This is a genomic window from Clostridium cadaveris (assembly GCF_020911725.1).
Lineage (GTDB): Bacteria > Bacillota > Clostridia > Clostridiales > Clostridiaceae > Clostridium_X > Clostridium_X cadaveris.
In genome coordinates this window covers 2362175-2380683 of record NZ_CP076620.1, presented here as the reverse complement: position 1 = coordinate 2380683, position 18509 = coordinate 2362175, and the positions used below count along the sequence as shown (strand labels likewise).

The 18509-nt window shown below is 31.0% G+C and carries 18 protein-coding genes and 1 other RNA gene; 16 read left to right on the top strand and 3 right to left on the bottom strand.

The features are described from left to right. Positions 1–185 precede the first annotated feature (185 nt). The 5 genes from KQH81_RS11345 (at position 186) to KQH81_RS11325 (ending at position 5489) form a co-directional block, all read left to right on the top strand. A complete protein-coding gene (locus KQH81_RS11345) occupies positions 186–1226 on the top strand; it encodes a M42 family metallopeptidase (protein WP_099336339.1) in 1041 nt (346 codons plus the stop codon). A 209-nt stretch (positions 1227–1435) separates the two neighbouring features. Further along, positions 1436–1807 carry a hypothetical protein gene (locus KQH81_RS11340; protein WP_035770647.1) on the top strand — a complete coding sequence of 124 codons (372 nt, stop codon included), beginning with the start codon at positions 1436–1438 and terminating at the stop codon, positions 1805–1807. A gap of 351 nt (positions 1808–2158) precedes the next feature. Continuing rightward, complete coding sequence (locus tag KQH81_RS11335) at positions 2159–3217, top strand: Fe(3+) ABC transporter substrate-binding protein (protein ID WP_027638586.1); 1059 nt, start codon at positions 2159–2161, stop codon at positions 3215–3217. Then, positions 3217–4812, top strand: a complete 1596-nt coding sequence (locus tag KQH81_RS11330; RefSeq protein ID WP_027638587.1) for an ABC transporter permease — start codon at positions 3217–3219, stop codon at positions 4810–4812. Before KQH81_RS11335 ends, KQH81_RS11330 begins: the two co-directional genes overlap by 1 nt. After that, complete coding sequence (locus KQH81_RS11325; protein ID WP_027638588.1) at positions 4812–5489, top strand: ABC transporter ATP-binding protein; 678 nt, start codon at positions 4812–4814, stop codon at positions 5487–5489. Before KQH81_RS11330 ends, KQH81_RS11325 begins: the two co-directional genes overlap by 1 nt. Positions 5490–5607: 118 nt before the next feature. Here KQH81_RS11325 and KQH81_RS11320 read toward each other — a convergent pair whose 3' ends face one another. From KQH81_RS11320 to KQH81_RS11310, 3 genes are all read right to left on the bottom strand, one after another. Next, entirely contained in the window at positions 5608–6468 is an 861-nt protein-coding gene (locus KQH81_RS11320; protein WP_027638589.1) for a CorA family divalent cation transporter, read from the bottom strand. Between the two features lie 41 nt (positions 6469–6509). Next, the gene (locus KQH81_RS11315; RefSeq protein WP_027638590.1) at positions 6510–7703 is read right to left on the bottom strand and encodes a CapA family protein; all 1194 of its coding nucleotides are present in this window, start codon (positions 7701–7703) and stop codon (positions 6510–6512) included. Between the two features lie 180 nt (positions 7704–7883). Then, positions 7884–8474, bottom strand: coding sequence for a hypothetical protein (locus KQH81_RS11310; RefSeq protein ID WP_027638591.1), 591 nt, complete (start codon positions 8472–8474; stop codon positions 7884–7886). Positions 8475–8634: 160 nt separating this feature from the next. Here KQH81_RS11310 and ssrS point away from each other — a divergent pair. The 11 genes from ssrS to KQH81_RS11255 all read left to right on the top strand — a co-directional run bounded on the left by ssrS (position 8635) and on the right by KQH81_RS11255 (position 18482). After that, positions 8635–8823, top strand: a non-coding RNA gene (ssrS, locus tag KQH81_RS11305) — 6S RNA. Positions 8824–8966: 143 nt separating this feature from the next. Beyond that, positions 8967–9143 carry an HTH domain-containing protein gene (locus KQH81_RS11300; protein WP_027638592.1) on the top strand — a complete coding sequence of 59 codons (177 nt, stop codon included), beginning with the start codon at positions 8967–8969 and terminating at the stop codon, positions 9141–9143. A 249-nt stretch (positions 9144–9392) separates the two neighbouring features. Then, positions 9393–10061, top strand: coding sequence for a TVP38/TMEM64 family protein (locus KQH81_RS11295; protein WP_027638593.1), 669 nt, complete (start codon positions 9393–9395; stop codon positions 10059–10061). A gap of 158 nt (positions 10062–10219) precedes the next feature. Then, a complete protein-coding gene (locus KQH81_RS11290; protein ID WP_027638594.1) occupies positions 10220–10807 on the top strand; it encodes a C40 family peptidase in 588 nt (195 codons plus the stop codon). A 183-nt stretch (positions 10808–10990) separates the two neighbouring features. Further along, on the top strand, positions 10991–11719 hold the full coding sequence (locus KQH81_RS11285; RefSeq protein ID WP_027638595.1) for an SPOR domain-containing protein: 729 nt from the start codon (positions 10991–10993) through the stop codon (positions 11717–11719). A gap of 227 nt (positions 11720–11946) precedes the next feature. Further along, positions 11947–12519 (top strand): Maf-like protein, encoded by a 573-nt coding sequence (locus tag KQH81_RS11280; RefSeq protein ID WP_027638596.1) that lies wholly within the window; start codon positions 11947–11949, stop codon positions 12517–12519. A 55-nt stretch (positions 12520–12574) separates the two neighbouring features. Continuing rightward, positions 12575–13261 carry a RadC family protein gene (radC, locus tag KQH81_RS11275; protein ID WP_022788080.1) on the top strand — a complete coding sequence of 229 codons (687 nt, stop codon included), beginning with the start codon at positions 12575–12577 and terminating at the stop codon, positions 13259–13261. 19 nt (positions 13262–13280) lie between these two features. Next, positions 13281–14300: a rod shape-determining protein gene (locus KQH81_RS11270; RefSeq protein WP_027638597.1), complete on the top strand. Its 1020-nt coding sequence runs from the start codon at positions 13281–13283 to the stop codon at positions 14298–14300. A gap of 2 nt (positions 14301–14302) precedes the next feature. Continuing rightward, complete coding sequence (gene mreC / locus KQH81_RS11265) at positions 14303–15148, top strand: rod shape-determining protein MreC (protein ID WP_230028316.1); 846 nt, start codon at positions 14303–14305, stop codon at positions 15146–15148. Between the two features lies 1 nt (position 15149). Continuing rightward, entirely contained in the window at positions 15150–15647 is a 498-nt protein-coding gene (gene mreD, locus KQH81_RS11260) for a rod shape-determining protein MreD (RefSeq protein ID WP_027638599.1), read from the top strand. Positions 15648–15662: 15 nt separating this feature from the next. Then, the gene (locus KQH81_RS11255; RefSeq protein WP_051196231.1) at positions 15663–18482 is read left to right on the top strand and encodes a penicillin-binding transpeptidase domain-containing protein; all 2820 of its coding nucleotides are present in this window, start codon (positions 15663–15665) and stop codon (positions 18480–18482) included. Positions 18483–18509 lie beyond the last annotated feature (27 nt).

Sequence of the window (18509 nt, the reverse complement as noted above, 5' to 3'; positions counted from 1 at the left end):
GACAACTTAAAAAGAGATGATTAAGTTGTTATTAACCAATATAGCACATGTTTCAAAATATTGCAAATGCATTTGTGGGATTTTACAAAATAGACACATATTAATTGTCATTTTTACAGCCTATGTTTTAAAAAAAAAATAAGTGTTATAATATAAAGTATATTAATAACACTGGGGGGTAAAAAATGAATATATCTATTAATAAAGAATATGTTTTAAAAACTGCAGAAGAAATACTTAAATTCAATAGTCCTACAGGTTTTTGCTTTGAAATAATGGATATTATTAAGGAAAAAGCAGAAGGATTCGGTTATGCTTTTGAAACTAATAATAAAGGATGTGGAATTATAACGGTTCCAGGAAAGAGCAATGATAAGGTTATAGCTCTTTCAGCCCATGTAGATACTTTAGGCGCTATGGTTAGATCTGTGACAGCTGATGGAACATTAAAGTTTACACTACTTGGAGGACCTATAGTTCCAACTTTAGATGCAGAGTACTGCAGTATAAGAACAAGAGAGGGAAAATTATATTCGGGAACGTTTTTAAGCACAAGTCCAGCAGCTCATGTTTTTAAGGATAGTGCTAGTAAAACTCGTGATGCTGAAAACATGGAAATAAGAATAGATGAAGTTGTTCATTCTAAAGAAGATGTAAATAATCTTGGTATATATCCAGGAGATTTCATCTTTATCGATCCTAAGACAACTATAACAGAAAGTGGATTTATAAAATCAAGATTCATTGATGACAAGGGAAGTGTTTCTTGTCTTATGGGATTATTAGAACTTTTAAAGAGAGAAAATATAGTTCCAGAATATACAGTAAAGGTGTTTATATCTGTATATGAAGAAGTAGGTCATGGAGCATCATATATACCAAAGGATGTTACTGAAATGATAGCAGTTGATATGGGATGTATAGGCGATGACCTTACATGTACAGAATATGATGTGTCAATTTGTGCAAAGGACTCCAGCGGACCTTATGATTATAATATGACAACCAAACTTGTAAACCTAGCAAAAGAAGCAGAGCTTAAGTATGCTGTAGATATTTATCCATACTATGGTTCAGATGTAGGGGCTGCACTAAGAGGCGGTAATGACATAAGAGGAGCCCTTATAGGACCTGGTGTTCACGCTTCTCACGGCATGGAAAGATCTCACTATACAGCATTTGAAAATACTATAAAACTTTTATACTTATATATAATGAGCAAATAGTTTTGTATTAAATTTTTGATAACAAAATGCTTTCGTCAAAAATTTCGTCAAAAATAATTTCTAAAAAATTTTTGACTTTCAAAAAGACAGCAGAAGAAATTCTGTTGTCTTTTTGATTGTAACAAATGTTAATAAATTTTACAAAATATTGAAAAATTATAAATTATATGTTAATATCTTATTATAATTTCTATTAAGGGGGAAAGATAATGAAAAGTAAACATTCAAAGGCGCTACTTATAAGTGCTATTTTAGGGGCCTTATATTCAATTTATCTAATTTGTTATTTTACTGGTGCTATAGGTGGCAGTGAAGGAGCAGAACAAGTAGGAGCAGCAATGGCTACAGCATTAGTAACACCTCATATGGTCTTAGTAGTTTTAGCTACTATATTTAACTGGGTCGGATATTTCACAAATAAGAGAGGATTTGCACTAACAGGTGGAATTTTATATAGTGTTAGTGGAGTTATGTTTTTAATTTACATTATGTTTGTGATTCCAAGTATAGTATTAAGCTTCGTTGGATACGCAAATCTTAAAAAGATAAATAATGAAAGTGACAAAGTCTCTAATAACTAACGATATAAATATTAAAACAGAGGTTTAAATCAAATATAGATATAGGATGGTAAGTATAAATTATTAAATCCTATATCTTTTTTTTATATTACAATTTGCAAATATAGTTGTGTAGTTCACAATTGCATTGTAGTGCGAATCATATTTATTGGAGACTAATATAGTTTAGAATTTCTATAAAGTAGATAAAGGTTCAAGTAGTGTTTGTGTAAAATATTGATGACAACTATTATTAATAGAAAAATATTATCAATATTATTGACAAATTAGATGATAAAGGTTATCATTATCATTAAGAAAACCAAAATTCATAGTTTACATATAGAATTAATAAGATAGGAGAAAATAAATATGATTAATAGAAATAAAAAATTAGTTACAGGAATAGTTGCAGCAGTAATGACTATGGGATTATTAGTAGGATGTAGCCCAAAGAGGAATGCTGAGGGGAATGTAGATAATAGTGCTAAAGGTGAAAATGTAGTAAATGTCTATTCAGCAAGACATTATGATGTTGATAAGAAATTATTCCAAAAGTTCGAAGAGGAGACTGGAATAAAAGTTAATTTAGTTGAAGGTAAGGCGGATGAATTAATAGAGAGAATGACAAGAGAAGGAGAAAATTCATCAGCAGATGTATTTTTAACTGTAGGAGCTGAAAATATATATACATTAAAGGAAAAAAATTTAATTAAGAAATACTCTTCAGATGTTATTGACTCAAATATTCCAAAAGATTATAGAGGAGAAGACTGGGTTGGATTAACTTCAAGAGCTAGAGTTATAGCTTATGATAAGACTAGAGTTAAAGCAGAAGAGATAGATAGTTATGATGATTTATTAGATGACAAATATAAAGGAAAAGTTTTGAGTAGAAGTTCAAATTCTTCATATAATGTAGCAATGTTATCTGCATTTATTCAAGAAGAAGGAGAAGATGCAGCTAAAAAATGGGCAGAAGGAATTGTTAAGAATCTTGCAAGAACTCCAGAAGGAAATGATAGAGATCAAGTTAAGGCTATTTCAGCTGGAGTTGGTGATGTTGCTATAATTAACTCATATTATTTAGCTAAGATGGTAACTTCATCAGACCAAGAGGAGGTAAAGGCGGCTGAAAATATAGGATTAATATTCCCAAAAGATACACATGTTAATTTGAGTTTTGCAGCTGTTACAAATAGTTCTAAAAATGAAAAAAATGCAGTTAAATTAATTGAATTCTTAACACAAGAAGAAGCACAAAGTGCTTATGCATCAGAAAATGGCGAATTCCCATTGAATCAAAATGCTAAATTACCAGAATTATTGAAGTCATGGGGAGATTTTGATGGTAAAAATATAGATTTTGAAAAGTTAGGAGCATATAAACAAAAAGCTGTATTAATATTTGACCAAATAGGGTGGAAATAATGAGAAAGCTAAAATTTAATGGATGGGCTATTTTAAGTACAATCATCGCTTTGATGGTTGTACTTCCTAATTTAGATATAATTATTCATTTGTTTCAAAAACCAAATGCAACATGGTTCCATATTAAAGAATATTTATTGAAAGACTATGTTATAACATCAGCTATTATAGTGATATTTACAATAATATTTGCAGTAATAATAGGGGTAACATTAGCTTGGTTAATATCAGCTTATGATTTTCCTCTTAGGAAGTTTTTAAGATGGGCACTAATATTACCATTAGCTATACCACCATACATAGGGGCATATACTTATGCCGGAATGGTAAGTTATACGGGGGTTGTTCAAAGATTTTTTAGAAATGTATTGAACATGCAGGTGGATCAAAAGTACTTTGATATTATGTCTATAGAAGGAACAATATTTATATTTATAATATTTTTGTTTCCATATGTATATATGATAACTAGAACATTTTTAGAAAAACAATCATCTGGATTGATTGAAAGTGCTAGGCTTTTAGGTAGCAATTCTTTAGGAGTATTTTTTAGAGTGATAATGCCAATATGTAGAGGCGTTATAGTATCTGGAGGTACATTAGTTGCTTTAGAGGTTCTAAGTGATTATGGAGTGGTATCATATTTTGGTGTTCAAACATTTAGTACAGCTATATTTAAGAGTTGGATTTCATTAGGTGATGTAGATTCTGCTATAAGATTAGCAGGAATACTTATGGTTGCGGTATTTGCTTTATTATCAGGAGAAAAAGTTTTAAGAGGCAGGAAGAAATTTAGTTTTACTAATACAAAAGTTAGACCAATTAAAAGAAAGAGACTTAAGGGAATTTATGGAGTGTTAGCTTCAGCTTATGCTTTAACAATATTTGCTTTAGGATTTTTAATTCCAGTCATTCAAATGATTTCATGGGGTATTATGAGTTACAAAAATATTTATTATGGTGACTTTTTAACTATGATAATGAACTCAGTATTACTTGCTGGTGGATGTAGTTTATTAATTGTAGTAATGGCTCTTATAATAGCAAACTATTGTAGAATGAATTCAAATATATTATCAAAAATATATTCAAAGGTAACCTTAATAGGATATTCAATACCAGGAGCTGTTATAGCTATAACTATGATACTTTTCTTTGTTGATATAGATAAAAAGATTAAAGGATTAGCTCTTAGTACAAGCATAATAATGTTGGTATTTGCATATATAGTTAGGTTTTTAGCTATTGGATTCCAAAATGTTGAAGGTGGATTTGAAAAGGTAGGTAATAAGTTTACTGAAGCATCAAGAACATTAGGGTATGGAGTTACCAAGACGTTCTTTAAAATTGATATACATATGTTAAAGCCAGCTATACTTGGAGCATTTGCCCTTACTTTTGTAGATATAATAAAAGAGCTGCCATTAGTATTGAATTTAAGACCGTTTAACTTTTATACATTATCAACTAAGGTTTTTGAATATGCTAATGATGAAATGATACCAGAATCAGCAATACCATCATTAGTAATTGTTTTAGTTAGCTTTGTAGCAATATTTATATTATATAAAGTTGCTGATAAGGAGGAAAGTTAATGTTTATTGAAGGAAAAAATATATACTTTAAATATCCAAATAGTAAAGAGGACACAATTAAGGATTTTAATATAGAATTAGAAAAAGGAGAAATACTTGCAATTCTAGGGGAGAGCGGCAGTGGTAAAAGTACTATGCTTAGAATAATTGCAGGACTTGAAGAAGCTTATACGGGAAATATAAAAATTGAAGATAAAACTATATTTTCAAAGAATCAATTTACTGAACCTGAAAATAGAGGAATAGGAATGGTATTTCAAGATTATGCTTTATTTCCTCATATGACTGTTAAGAAAAATATACAGTATGGGTTAAAGAAGAAAAGTAAAGAGGAAAAAGAGAAAATAGCTATGGATATGTTAAGACTTGTAAATTTAGTTGAGCATAAAGACAAATATCCATATGAATTAAGTGGAGGTCAACAGCAAAGAGTTGCTATAGCTAGGGCAATAGCGCCAAAGCCCTCAGTACTACTATTAGATGAGCCGTTTTCAAATTTAGATGCAAATCTTCAAGAAAAGATAAGAGATGAAATTAAAGATATATTAAAGAAGGCAGGAATAACATCTATTTTTGTAACTCATGATAAAAATGATGCTAAAGTTCTTGCAGATAAAGTAATAATACTAAGAGACGGTATAACAATAGAAAAAGGGTCATCAAAAGATATATTATAGCAGTATATCAAGGAATCACATTTAGCTTATATACGAATTAAAATTAAACAATGATCTTACAAGATTCTTGAATAAAAAACTCTTAAAGTTTGACACTTTAAGAGTTTTTTGCTTAGTATTACATAAACTTTTTCCATTTACAAATTATGAGTTCAATAACTATTATTAAGAATATTATAAATGAAAGAATGTAAAAACCATTTTCACTATCTATTAGAGGCATAGCATCAAAGTTCATGCCAAAAGCTCCTGTTATTATTGTGACAGGAAGAGTTATTATAGTTATAATGGTAAAAAGCTCCATCGTCTTATTCATCTTATTAGAATAGATGGAGTTGAATATTTCTATGCATGAGTATATAGAGGATTCAACGTCATCTACCATTTGGAGTGTGTAATTAAAGGAAAAGAAAAGTTTGTTATATAAACTTTCATCTTTAAATGTTTCCTCTAAATAAGTAATCATGGCTTTGTAATAATTAACAAACCGTTTTATTATTGAAGAAGTCTTTTTATCTTTTAATATTCTTTCCATTTGAATTTGATTTTTTGTTACAGCCTCTTCAAATAAATCGTCTACCATTTCATCCATTTTGATGAGTCTTTTATCGTAAATCATGCATAAGTATTCAAATACACTTAAGAGAGCGTATTTACTGCTAATATTTTTTTCTAAAGATAATTTTTCTATGAGAAAGGAAGTAAAGTCTTTATCCTTTATGTAAAGAAGCAATTTATCCTTTTCTAAGATTCCTTGTATTTTATACTTATGAGGTCCTGTAATATAAGGAATATTCATTATTATGGTGTCCTTATCTATTATGTCTATATCCTTATCTACATTTTGATAAGCAGGTCTGTTAGAAAATATATCTTCCATTTTATCAGATATGTATACTAAGGCAGTGCTGTCTTCCATAAATTCTTCTATAGATAAATTATCTTTTACAGTTTTGTCTAAATAAATAGATATAGCCATATACTATGAAACTTCACCTACCTTTCATAGTATAGTGTACATTATTGTATAGAAAAAAATTCGTCAGATATTTTTCCATTTAAGGAAGGTGACAAAGAGTTCAATTTATTTAGAAGCTGAACCTTATTATCTCCAGTCATTGGAGTAGGGGCATAGTCATTTTTATAGTCAACAGAAGATATAGATGCTGGAATAACTTTGTAATTAATTGCATCTAAAGCTCCGTTTAAAGTTTTTATGTTTGTTTGAAGTATAAATGTACGTTTGTCGGATGGATTAAAGTTTCCTCCAAAACTAAAATTACCTAAAGAATATACTATAAGTTTATTGTTATAGTTTTCTAAGGATTGTATTACGTGAGGATGAGATCCGATAACCATATCTGCGCCTTCATCAATTGAAAAATGAGCTAAATTGATTTGGACGTCATAAGGCTGATATTGCTTTTCTATTCCCCAGTGGAAATAAGGGATAACAATAGATCCATTGTTCTTTCCTTCTTTTATATCATTTGAAATTTGATTTTTTAATTCATTATTAAAGGACCAACCTTCATATCCTAAAAATAGAAATTTTGTTCCCTTGATTTCTTTCTCAATTTTATAATTTTTACCGCAAAAATCAACTTTATTAGAAGAAAGTGTTTCTACAGTGTCTGTGAGACCTTGCTTACCATAGTCGTTCATATGATTATTTGCAATACTAACTCCATCTATACTTGAAGACGTAAGTATATTTATATAATCTTTAGGCCCCTTAAAATGATAAACTGTACCTGAACCTTTATCCGCTTTTACAGTGGCATCTGTTAGAGGTGTTTCAAGATTCACCAAGGTATAATCGTCGTTAGAAAAAATATCGTATACATTTTTGAAGAAGTAAGAGTAGTTTTTATTTTGGTTTTCGAACATGGCAGGAAGACTTCCGGCATATCCAAATTTAGTATCAGTACCTAAAGTACAATCTCCTGCAAAGGTTAGAAGGATTTCTTCTCGAACTTCCTTCATTTCAGGTTCCTCTTTTACGGGCTCTTGAGATTCTTTATTTTCATCTACTGCCACTTTAGACTCATCAGAAATTTCTTCGTTTTTAGAGTGATTTGAAGAGAGTTTTAAGGCAGCAAGTGTGCATCCTAAAATAAAACATAAAGCCAGTATTAGAACTGCAATTTTTCTTCTTCGTAATTTTTTGCGTCGAAGTTGTCTTGTATTGTTATTATCTGTTCTTTTACCCATAGTAACCTCCATAGAATATGAAAAATAATTAAAATTTTATTAAACTATATGAAAATTATATTATATATCTGATATTAAAATATTAAATTTTGGTATCAATATATTAATGATTAGAACAATAAAAAAGAGTATGCAGCCGAATCTAAAAAACTTTCGCTGAATACTCATTTTTATAGCATTTTATTTTATATTATTATTTAAATATAAATGCATTCGGCTGCTCCATAAAAAGTAAAGATTTTGGTCATATTCTTTTACGCAGGATAAAAAAAACTCTAGATATCCTTTTTTGTGAAGTCCTTTCATAAGATGGCGCGGATATGGTACTTTCTTTTTATAATTTTGTTTTGGATCTATAACCATTAAAGTCATATCATCCTGTACATATAAATCTTTGCATCGTATATCAAGTTTTTTAAAACCAAGAGTTTTAAACTCTTTTATAAGTAAAATTAGGTTTAAGGCAAGCTCTTTATTTAAAGGGTGATTTTTTAGATATTTATCTAATCTATGTCCGCCGACAAATTCTCTAACTATATAATTATCGCTGTATTGATAAACTTTAGGAAAATGCTTTGATTTTTTACTAGCTTTATTCAGTATATAATATTCGTCATGGCATACTTTGCTTTCGCTAAATACTTTAAGTACTTTATTATCGGGGAGCATGTAAACTATCCCGTTATTGCCTATACCTAAAACTTCACTTGACTGAAGAAGCTTTTCTATATCTTTATCCCACTTAATGAGGTATCCATTGCGTCTAGTCATAAATCCTCTCTATTTATATAGTGATTTAATTTAGTATATTCTAAAGAAGAGAATAGTGTTACAAAATATGGAATATATAATGTTGCAAGGAAGAATAGGTATGATTTTTATTATTGCATTTTGCATTTAATGTGCTATAATCAAATTAAGAAATGAAGCAAGATTTCTGAAATACACGACAAGCTCTTATTTTGAACCTACAGTACTTAAAAGGGAGTCTTATATTTTGATGCTGATTTGTAGACCTGTAAGTCCTAATGAGGCATGGAGAGATTGAAACATTAATGCGGACACCCACCTATCTAATGGATAGGTGTCAAAATCAGGGCAACGGTATTTTGGAGCTAACTTTAAAAGTTAAGGGAGAGCAATCTCCCTTATTTATTTTTTTGAAAACTCCTATAAAAATTTTTAAATAATAATGATTATTATAGAATTTTCTTTATTGACATGGTATAATATAGTCAATAAATATTTCGGAGGATTATAAAAATGGATATAAAAGAAAAAGTATTAGAAGTTTTAAAGAATTCAGGAGAACCAATGAAAGCTGGAGAAATAGCTGAAAATGCAGGAGTTGACAAGAAAGAAGTAGATAAGGCTATAAAAGCTTTAAAAGCAGAAGAAAAGATAGCGTCTCCAAAGAGATGCTTCTACAGTGCAAACTAAAAACATAGGATATAAAAAATAATTTAATGAAGAGTAAACGCCTTGGTACCATTCCGTTAAATCTTAAGTGAGTGGAACTTAGGTGTTTTATTTTTTTTTGTTATTTTTATATAGAAAGCAAAAAGTGCTTAGGATTTAAGGAAAATATAATTGTTATATATTTATTTACAAGATATAATATATTGGTGTGTTATAAAAAAATGAATTATGAATAGTATATTTTATAGAATAGATTAGGAGAAATCATCAGTGAACAATTACAAATTAAAAACAATATTAAAGATTTTGACTCTAATATTAATAATAGCAGTAGCTTCATTTATTTTTTCAAATAGACATATGCTACATAGACTGAAGAATTTGCCTGAACTTATTGAGTTTTTAAGGAGCAAAAATAAAAGCTCTAGCTGTATATTTTTGGTTGCATTTTCGTTGAAGCCATTTTTGCTTGTATTTCCATCAGCTGTTATGTCAGTAGCAGCAGGAATACTATTTGGACCCGTAAAAGGTTTTTTGATAAATATGCTTGGTTTTTTTATATCGGGAACAATAGCATTTTTCTTATCTAGAATTTTGGGGAAAGATGTTGTAGACAAAATTTTAAAGAGCAGAGCTATAAAGCATAAGTTTAATTTAAAGGAAAGAGGATTCCTGATTTTGCTTCTATTAAGACTTCCACCAATACTTCCTTATGACCCATTAAGCTATGCCTGCGGTCTTACGGACATAAAGTATACAAGCTTTATAGCGGCATCTCTTATAGGTGTTGTTCCGGAAACTTTATGTTATTCAATAATGGGAGAAAGTGTATTAAATCCATTGTCACCAAGTTTTATTGTACCTATAATAATACTTGTAATATCTACATCTATCTCAGGGATATTATTTAAGAAAGCAATACATATGGACACGCATTAAAGTTTTTTTATGCAGTGAAGGGATATAGAATTTTTTATAGAATATTTATATGGGGAGATGTTATGCTTCATATTAAATTTTTTAAAAGAAGAATTTTAAGCTTAAAAGCTATTGAAAAAAATTGTTTATATACTTAGGAATAATGGGGGGAAACTATTATGAAACGACTTGTAAAATTTATAGTACCTTTGTGCCTTTTTATAGTACTAGGATATCAGGGAGCAAAGGCAGACACCACGGCAAAAGATGAAAAGGGAGTAGTTATAAGGGCAACAAATTTATCTACCGACAAGGTGATAAAAGTTCCTAAAGCAGAGGATAGAGAAAGTTCTTATAATACTATAGTGGGATCTAAGGTTCTTTCGCGAGGTGGAAGTGGCACAGGAGCTTCAGTTGTAGCTTATTCGAAAAATTTTTTGGGACGTCCTTATGTATGGGGTGGTTCAGGTCCTAGAGTTTTTGATTGCTCAGGTTTTACTGCTTATGTATATGCTAAATTTGGAGTGAGCCTTCCTCATTACACAGGATCTCAGTACTCAATGGGAAAGAGTGTATCAAGAGAAAATTTGAGAGCAGGAGATTTAATATTCTTTAATACCGAGGGACCAATATCTCATGTTGGAATGTATATAGGTGGTGGAGAATTTATTCACGCATCTAGCGGTGGAGGAAGAATAACTATAAGTGATTTATCTCAAAGCTATTATAGCACTAGATATGCAGGTGCTAGAAGATATCTTAATTAGAAAGATTTATTTTAAGCAATTTAAAATTATTTTGAGACCGGCGTAAAAAATGTCGGTCTTTTTTTAGTATAAAAATCAAACTTCTCTAATAAATATTTTATATATAGGTAATTAGATACTTATATGAAATCTTAATATACATTTCTATTAGGATTCAGTATTTTAGAAAGAGAGGGATGGAAAATGAAATACACAAGATATAATAATAAAAAGAAAAACAACTCATTTCTTAATATATTATTTATGGGGATTATAATTATTTTTGCTGCCTTTTTGATAGGAACTATGATGTCAAGGCTTTTATTCAAAGACAAAATGCCTAAAGATGAAGGAAATAATAATGGAAGCAATATTGTAACTGAAGAGAAAGAAAATACAGGTGAGGAAAAGAAGAATGAGGAAAATGTTCAGAAGGGCGTTAAGCTCTATTCAGTTCAATGTGGATTTTTTAAGGAAAAGGCAAACGCTGAACAGCTTAAGAATAAGCTTAATGGAAAATATCCTGTATTTTTATATGGAGAAAATGATGGTTTTAGAGTGGTAGTTGGAATTTACGAAGAAGAAAAGTGTAATGAAGTTGTAAAAAAACTTACAGAGGAAGGGCTTTCGCCTGTAAAGGTAAGTTTTGATTTTGGAAATGATAATTTATATAATGCAGAAATCGGAGAGATTTGCGATGCAAATAGAAAAATATATAATAAATTAGAAGATGAAGGTGTAAAATCAATATCAGCAACAACTATAAAAGAATGGACAAAGGACCTTAAGGAAGCAGAAGGAGATGGAAGTAATAAGGAGCTTTTGCAGGAACTTAAGGATTATACATTAAAACTTCCAGATGAAATATTAAAGTCAGATATTGAAAAATATTATACTGAATTATTTGGAATAATGAAAAAATTTAAGAAATAAAGTGAAACCATAGAAGGAACTTTTTGATAAGTTTTTCTATGGTTTTCTATTTTCGTGTAGAGTATTTTAATAAACTTTAAAATTTCTTAAAAACATCCTAAGATACTTGTTTAAGAAAATATTAAATGGTAAACTATATAAGATGAAGTATAATGAGTTTATATTGCTTGGACCATTACAATGGTATGAGAAGTAAGCTCTGAGTAATAAGCTAGGAAGTGGTCAGGATGAATATAATTTTAGCCTCATCTTCTCCAAGAAGAAGAGAACTTTTAAGTAGGATAACACAAAATTTTGATGTTAAAATTAGTGATTTTGACGAAAATAGTATCAACTTTCAAGGAGATTTTGGAGGGTATGTTAAGGAACTTTCCTATAACAAAGCTATGGATATTGCAAAAAATATTTCAGAGGAAGCTTTGGTTATAGGTGCTGACACAATTGTATCATTAGACCATAAGGTGTTAGGTAAGCCTTCTGACGAAGAAGAAGCTATTAACATGATAAAAGCACTGAGTGGAAGAACTCATGAGGTTTACTCGGGCATTACTGTAATAAAAACTCCAGAACTCACTACTCTAAGTGATTTCGCAATGACGAGCATAAAGTTTTCTCAGCTTAGTGATGAGGAGATTTTAAACTATGTTAAGACAAAGGAACCTTTGGATAAGGCAGGAGCTTATGGTATTCAAGGTCTTGCTGGAGTATTTGTAGAAGAAATACATGGCTGTTACTACAATGTTGTAGGACTTCCGTTAAATAAGCTTAAGAAACTAATAGATACATTAACTTTAAAGTAGTTTTAGCGAATTATATAGGTAATATTGGGATGGGTTATAGAAAAGGAGAATTGTAATGAAATCTAATTTAAAGATTACAGATTTACCTGAGAATGAACGTCCCAGAGAAAGACTATTTAGATATGGACCATCAAGTATATCAAATGCAGAACTTTTAGCCATTATTTTAGGAAGCGGATTCAAAGGTGAAAATGTGTTGGAATTATGTAATGTAATTTTAGACGAGATGGGCGGACTTAATAAGCTTTTTCATGCCTCAAAAGATGAACTTACATCCTTAAATGGCATTAAAGATGCAAAGGCTGCAAAGATTATAGCATTAGGAGAACTTGCAAAACGGTTTGAAACTTTTTCATCAGGAGATGATTACAGAATAACATGTCCTAAGGATGTAGCTGGTTTAATGATGAAAGAGATGATGGTTTTAAAAAAAGAGATTTTAAAACTTATAATGGTAAATACTAAGAATGTAGTTATCGCTATAAAAACTGTATCTATAGGAAGTTTAAACTCTTCTATAGTACATCCGAGAGAGATTTTTAAGGAAGCTATAAGAGAAAGTTCAGCTTCCATTATTATATGTCACAATCATCCATCTGGGGATCCATCACCAAGTAATGAGGACATAAATATAACTTCGAGATTAAAGGAATGCGGTAATATTTTGGGGATAGAGCTTTTAGATCACATAATAATTGGAAATAGGAAATATGTAAGTCTTAAGGAAAAGAACTTACTTTAACTTTGAAAGGAGAAAAAATATGGGATTTTTCGGTATTACTAAAGATATGGGAATAGATTTAGGAACTGCAAACACATTAGTATATGTAAAGGGTAAAGGGATAGTTCTTAGAGAACCATCCGTTGTAGCTATAAATAACACTACAAAAAAGCCTCTAGCTGTTGGAGCAGAAGCTAAGAGAATGATAGGAAGAACTCCAGGAAACATAGTTGCTATAAGACCTATGAAAGATGGGGTTATAGCTGACTTTGATGTAACACAAATAATGCTTAAAAAGTTTATAGATAAAGTAATAACAAAATCAGCCTTTTCAAGCCCAAGAATAATAGTATGTTTCCCATCAGGTGTTACAGAAGTAGAGAGAAGAGCAATACTTGAAGCAACTAAACAGGCTGGAGCAAGAGACGTAGTACTTATGGAAGAACCTATGGCAGCAGCAATCGGAGCAGGACTTCCTGTAGATGAGCCTACTGGAAGTATGATAGTAGATATCGGAGGCGGTACTACAGAAGTTGCTATAATATCATTGGGTGGTATAGTAACAAGCAGATCATTAAGAGTAGCTGGAGATGAACTTGACCACGCTATAATAAACTATATCAAAAAAGAATACAATCTTATGATTGGTGAGAGAACAGCTGAAACTATAAAGATGGAATTAGGTTCTGCATTTAAAGTTGAAGATGAAGAAGAAAAAGTTATGGATATAAAGGGAAGAGACCTTATATCTGGTCTTCCAAAAACTATAGAAATTTCGGAAGAACAAATAAGAGAAGCTTTAAGTGAGCCAGTATCTTCTATTATAGAAGCTATAAAGATAACTTTAGAAAAAACACCACCAGAACTTTCTGCAGATATAATGGATAAAGGAATAATGCTTGCAGGTGGAGGCGCACTTTTAAGAGGCCTTGATCTATTAATAAACCATGAAACTCATATGCCTGTTCATATTGCAGAATCTCCTCTTGACTGCGTAGCTTTAGGTGCAGGAAAAGCTTTGGAAAATATAGACAGTATAATTAAACAACAAAGAGGCTAATTATGAAGTTCTTTAAAAACAAACTGGCAGTTACTGTAGTGGTACTGTCAGTTGCATTTTTAGGATTAATTGGAATTAGTATTAAGAGGGATAGTAGGAGTTTCGTAGAAGATGGAGTTACCGGTGCATTAAATCCGGTGCAGAAAGTTTTTTATAATATAAGCAATTCTATAAAAAATTTTGGTGAGTTTGCCGTTAATTTTTCAGATGTAAAAAAGGAAAATGAAGAACTTAAAAAGAAAAATAATGAACTTGAAAGTATGGCAATAGAATATAGATCTTTAAAAAATGAAAATGAAAGATTAAGAGATTTAGTAAATTTCAAGGATCAAAAGTCAGAGTACGAATATTTGACATGTAACATAATAGGGAATGCTGGAAACAGCTTTTTAGATGGTTATACAATAGACAGAGGAAAAAATGATGGACTAGAAAAAGGTATGGTTGTTGTAGCAGCTAAAGGATTAGTTGGACAGGTAACTTCTGTGGCTTTGAATTGGGCAATAGTACAGTCACTTACCAATGAAAATATAGCAGTTGCTGCCTTAGTAGAGAGCACTAGGGAAACTGTAGGAATAGTTACTGGATACAGAGATTCAAATGGTAGACTTTTAGCAAAAGTATATAACCTCCCTCTAACTTCGGAAGTAAAAGAAGGAGACGTAATACTAACCTCAGGAAGCGGAAATATATATCCTAAAGATATAAAGATTGGAGAGGTTATAGGTGTTACTGAGGATAAGGTTAAGCTTATGAAAGTAGCCATTGTAGAACCATATGTGGACTATAATAAGTTAGAAGAACTTATGGTAATAGTGCCAAAAGATAAGAGAGAAATAAAGTATTAATATGAACTATGCAAAGAAATTAACCCTAATAGCTCTCTGTATTCTATTTTTAATATTAGACAATACTGTTGTGCCATTTTTTAGTATAGGTGGAAATTATGGAAGTTTACTATTTGTATTTGTGTTAAGCTATTCATTTATAAATGATTACAAAGATGCAGTTATAATTGGAGTGTTTTCTGGACTTCTTCAAGACTTATATATGTTTAATGGTATGGGACTAAATGCTCTTACAAACATGCTTTTATGCATTTTAGCTTGCAAAATAGGAGAAAACATCTTCAAGGAAAAAAGACTGATACCAGTTATAGGTACATTTGTTTTGTGCTTATTAAAAGGATTTGCTATTTTTACCATCTTATATGTTTTAAAAATAAAGATGGATATAAGTTCAATCCTTATAAGCAGTGTATATTCCATAGTTCTAAGCTTTTTCATGTATAAAAGAGTATATAGACTTTGTGAAAAACCTTTTATGAAAAAGCAATGGAAATTTTAAAGCATAGGTGATGAGATGAAAAAGAAGAAAAGTTTTAATAGATACAATTTTATGATTGTTGTTATGGTACTTATATTTTCGGCCATAGTCACTAGGCTTATTTATATTCAAATTATAAACCATGAGAATTACAAAGAAGAAGCTAATAGCAGTTCTGTAAGACAAATTGTTGATACAGCACCGAGAGGAATGATACTAGACAAAAATGGGGCTGTTCTTGCAAAATCTGAACAGAGCTATATGGTAGTATTTAATGAAACAGAAGAAAATAATAAGTTTATATTTGACACGCTGAGAGACACATTCAAACTTCTTGATGAGACAGGAGAGACACTTGTAGATGACCTTGCTGTAAAAATAAATCCATATAGGTTTGAATTTAACTCTTCTGATCCAGATACAAGAAAAGCTATGGAAAGAAGATTTAAGATTGACAGAGGTTTGGACGATGTTATAAAGAAAAAACTTTATCCTAATCAAAAGGATGAACTTACTGATGATCAAAAGACAGCCATAAATGAAGCTATGATGGAAATAACTCCAGAGGAAGTATTTGATAAACTCATAATAGATTATGAACTTTATAGAATGGTTGGATTAACATCTGATGATATAAAGAAGCAGAAGATTACTGGAGCAGATGTAAAAGAAATGCTTCTTAAAAAGTATTCTCTAGAAGAAGTTAGAAAGTATATAGTTGTTAGAGATGCTATGAAGATGCAGAGATTTACAGGATATAAGCCTGTTGTTATAGCAAGTGATATAAAAAAAGAATCATCTTTGATTTTCATGCAGAAAGCAAGTGTACTTCCAGGAATAGATGTTGTTATGCAGCCTACAAGAGTTTATCCATATAAGGATTTAGCTTCAGCTGTAATAGGATATTTAGGTTCCATAAGTACAGATCAGAAAGATAAGTATGAGGAAAGAGGCTATGATGTATCTACGGATATGATAGGCAAAAACGGAATAGAATCTGCATTTGAAGATAGACTTCGTGGTAGAAAAGGTGGGAATGTAGTAAAAGTAAACAGTCAAGGTAAGAAAACTGAGGAGCTATTTAGTTTAGCTGCATCACCAGGACAAAATGTACAGCTTACAATAGATAAAGATGTTCAGTATACTGCAGAGCAATCCTTAAAGGAAGTAATGTCAAGCCTTCAAAGTAGAGGGAGACTTGGAGATGGGCTGAATGTAAAAAATGCCAATAGGGGAGCTGTTGTGGTAGAGAATGTTAACACTGGTGAGATTATCTCCATGGTATCACTGCCAAGTTATGATCCTAACCTATTTGCTACTTCAGGAAAGCTTACAACTGAGCAGGTTGAAACTTATTTTAGCCCTAACTTAGAGAAGTTTGGAAAAGAGTATATTAAGAAAATGGGACTTCCTGAAAACACTGTTATTTCAGAGGCTGGTGTAAATGAAAATACTTTAGACTATATCTTCCCTGTGGATGATAACTTTAAAGATGGGAGTGTAAGAAAAGATCCGTTTGACGTGTATCCTAAGTATACATTTAATTACGCTACCCAAGGATTGGTTGCACCAGGATCTACATTTAAGATTTTAACTGCAATAGCAGGTCTTGAAGAAGGTGTAGTTGATGAGAATACAATAGTAAATGACGTGGGTATATTTAATAAATATGATGATATAAAGACTTTTAAGGGTGCAGATGATATATATAATAGTAGTGGACAGACACATGGACCTACAGATATGAGAAAAGCAATAGCTGTTTCTTGTAACTATTATTTCTTTGAAGTTGGTTATAGATTACAACAGCAATTCGGATTAGACATAATAGCTAGGTATGCTTGGAAATTTGGACTTGGAAGTAAGGAAGGAACAGACTCTACAACTGGAATTGAGATTACAGAAAATCCAATGGGGCAGACTTTCAGTTATGACAAGATAAAGAGGGCCGTTGCTGCAACTTCAAAGTATGATGTAGTAAGAATTCTTAATGACGGATATTATGCGGGCTACAGATTTACTTCATTGGATATAGGAAAGAAAGACGGAGACAGCAAAGATATAGCAAATGGGAAAGAAGCTATAAAGTCTGCTGTTAGAGAGAAGCTTTTAAGTGATATAGATGACAAGAGAAAGGGAGAAGAACACAAAGTCTTCACTCAAGACCTTCAAGGTTTAATAAGCAACTATATAAACTTACTTTCAGATGAAGAAAAATCAAAGTATAGCAAAAAGGATATAGAATCTATGAGTTTCGCATTAGGACAATATGTAGTTTTTGATAAACGTACAGAAATAATTACTCCGGCGAATATACTTAATACAGCTATAGGACAGGGTATAAATGAATATACTCCACTTCAAATGGTAAACTTTATGTCTACTGTTGCTAATGGTGGAAAGAGATATGAAACGCATCTTGTAGATAAGATTTTAAACTCTAATGGAGAAGTTGTTGAAGATATAAAGCCAAGACTTATTGAGGACGTTGGGATAAGCCAAAAGACATTACAGATAGTAAAAGATGGTATGTCAGCTACAACTAATGATGGTACAGCAAGATATGCGTTCCAAGGGTTTCCTATGAGAACTGCAGGTAAAACAGGTAGTGCTACCTTCAGAGAAGGTGGAGTACAGGAAGCAGTTGGAAGAACTTCTTACGCTGTATATACTGGTTTTGCACCAGTTGATAACCCGGAAATAGCTATAACAGTAGTTATTTATGATGGTGGTCACGGAGGAGAAGCTGCGAACGTTGCTAGAGCTGTATATGAGTCTTACTTTAAAGAAAGACTTCAAAAAGAATATCCAGGATATACTCCAAGATTTAATTATGAATTGCCAGCAGCACAATAAAAATTTTGATCCAGTAAAGAGCTTGAT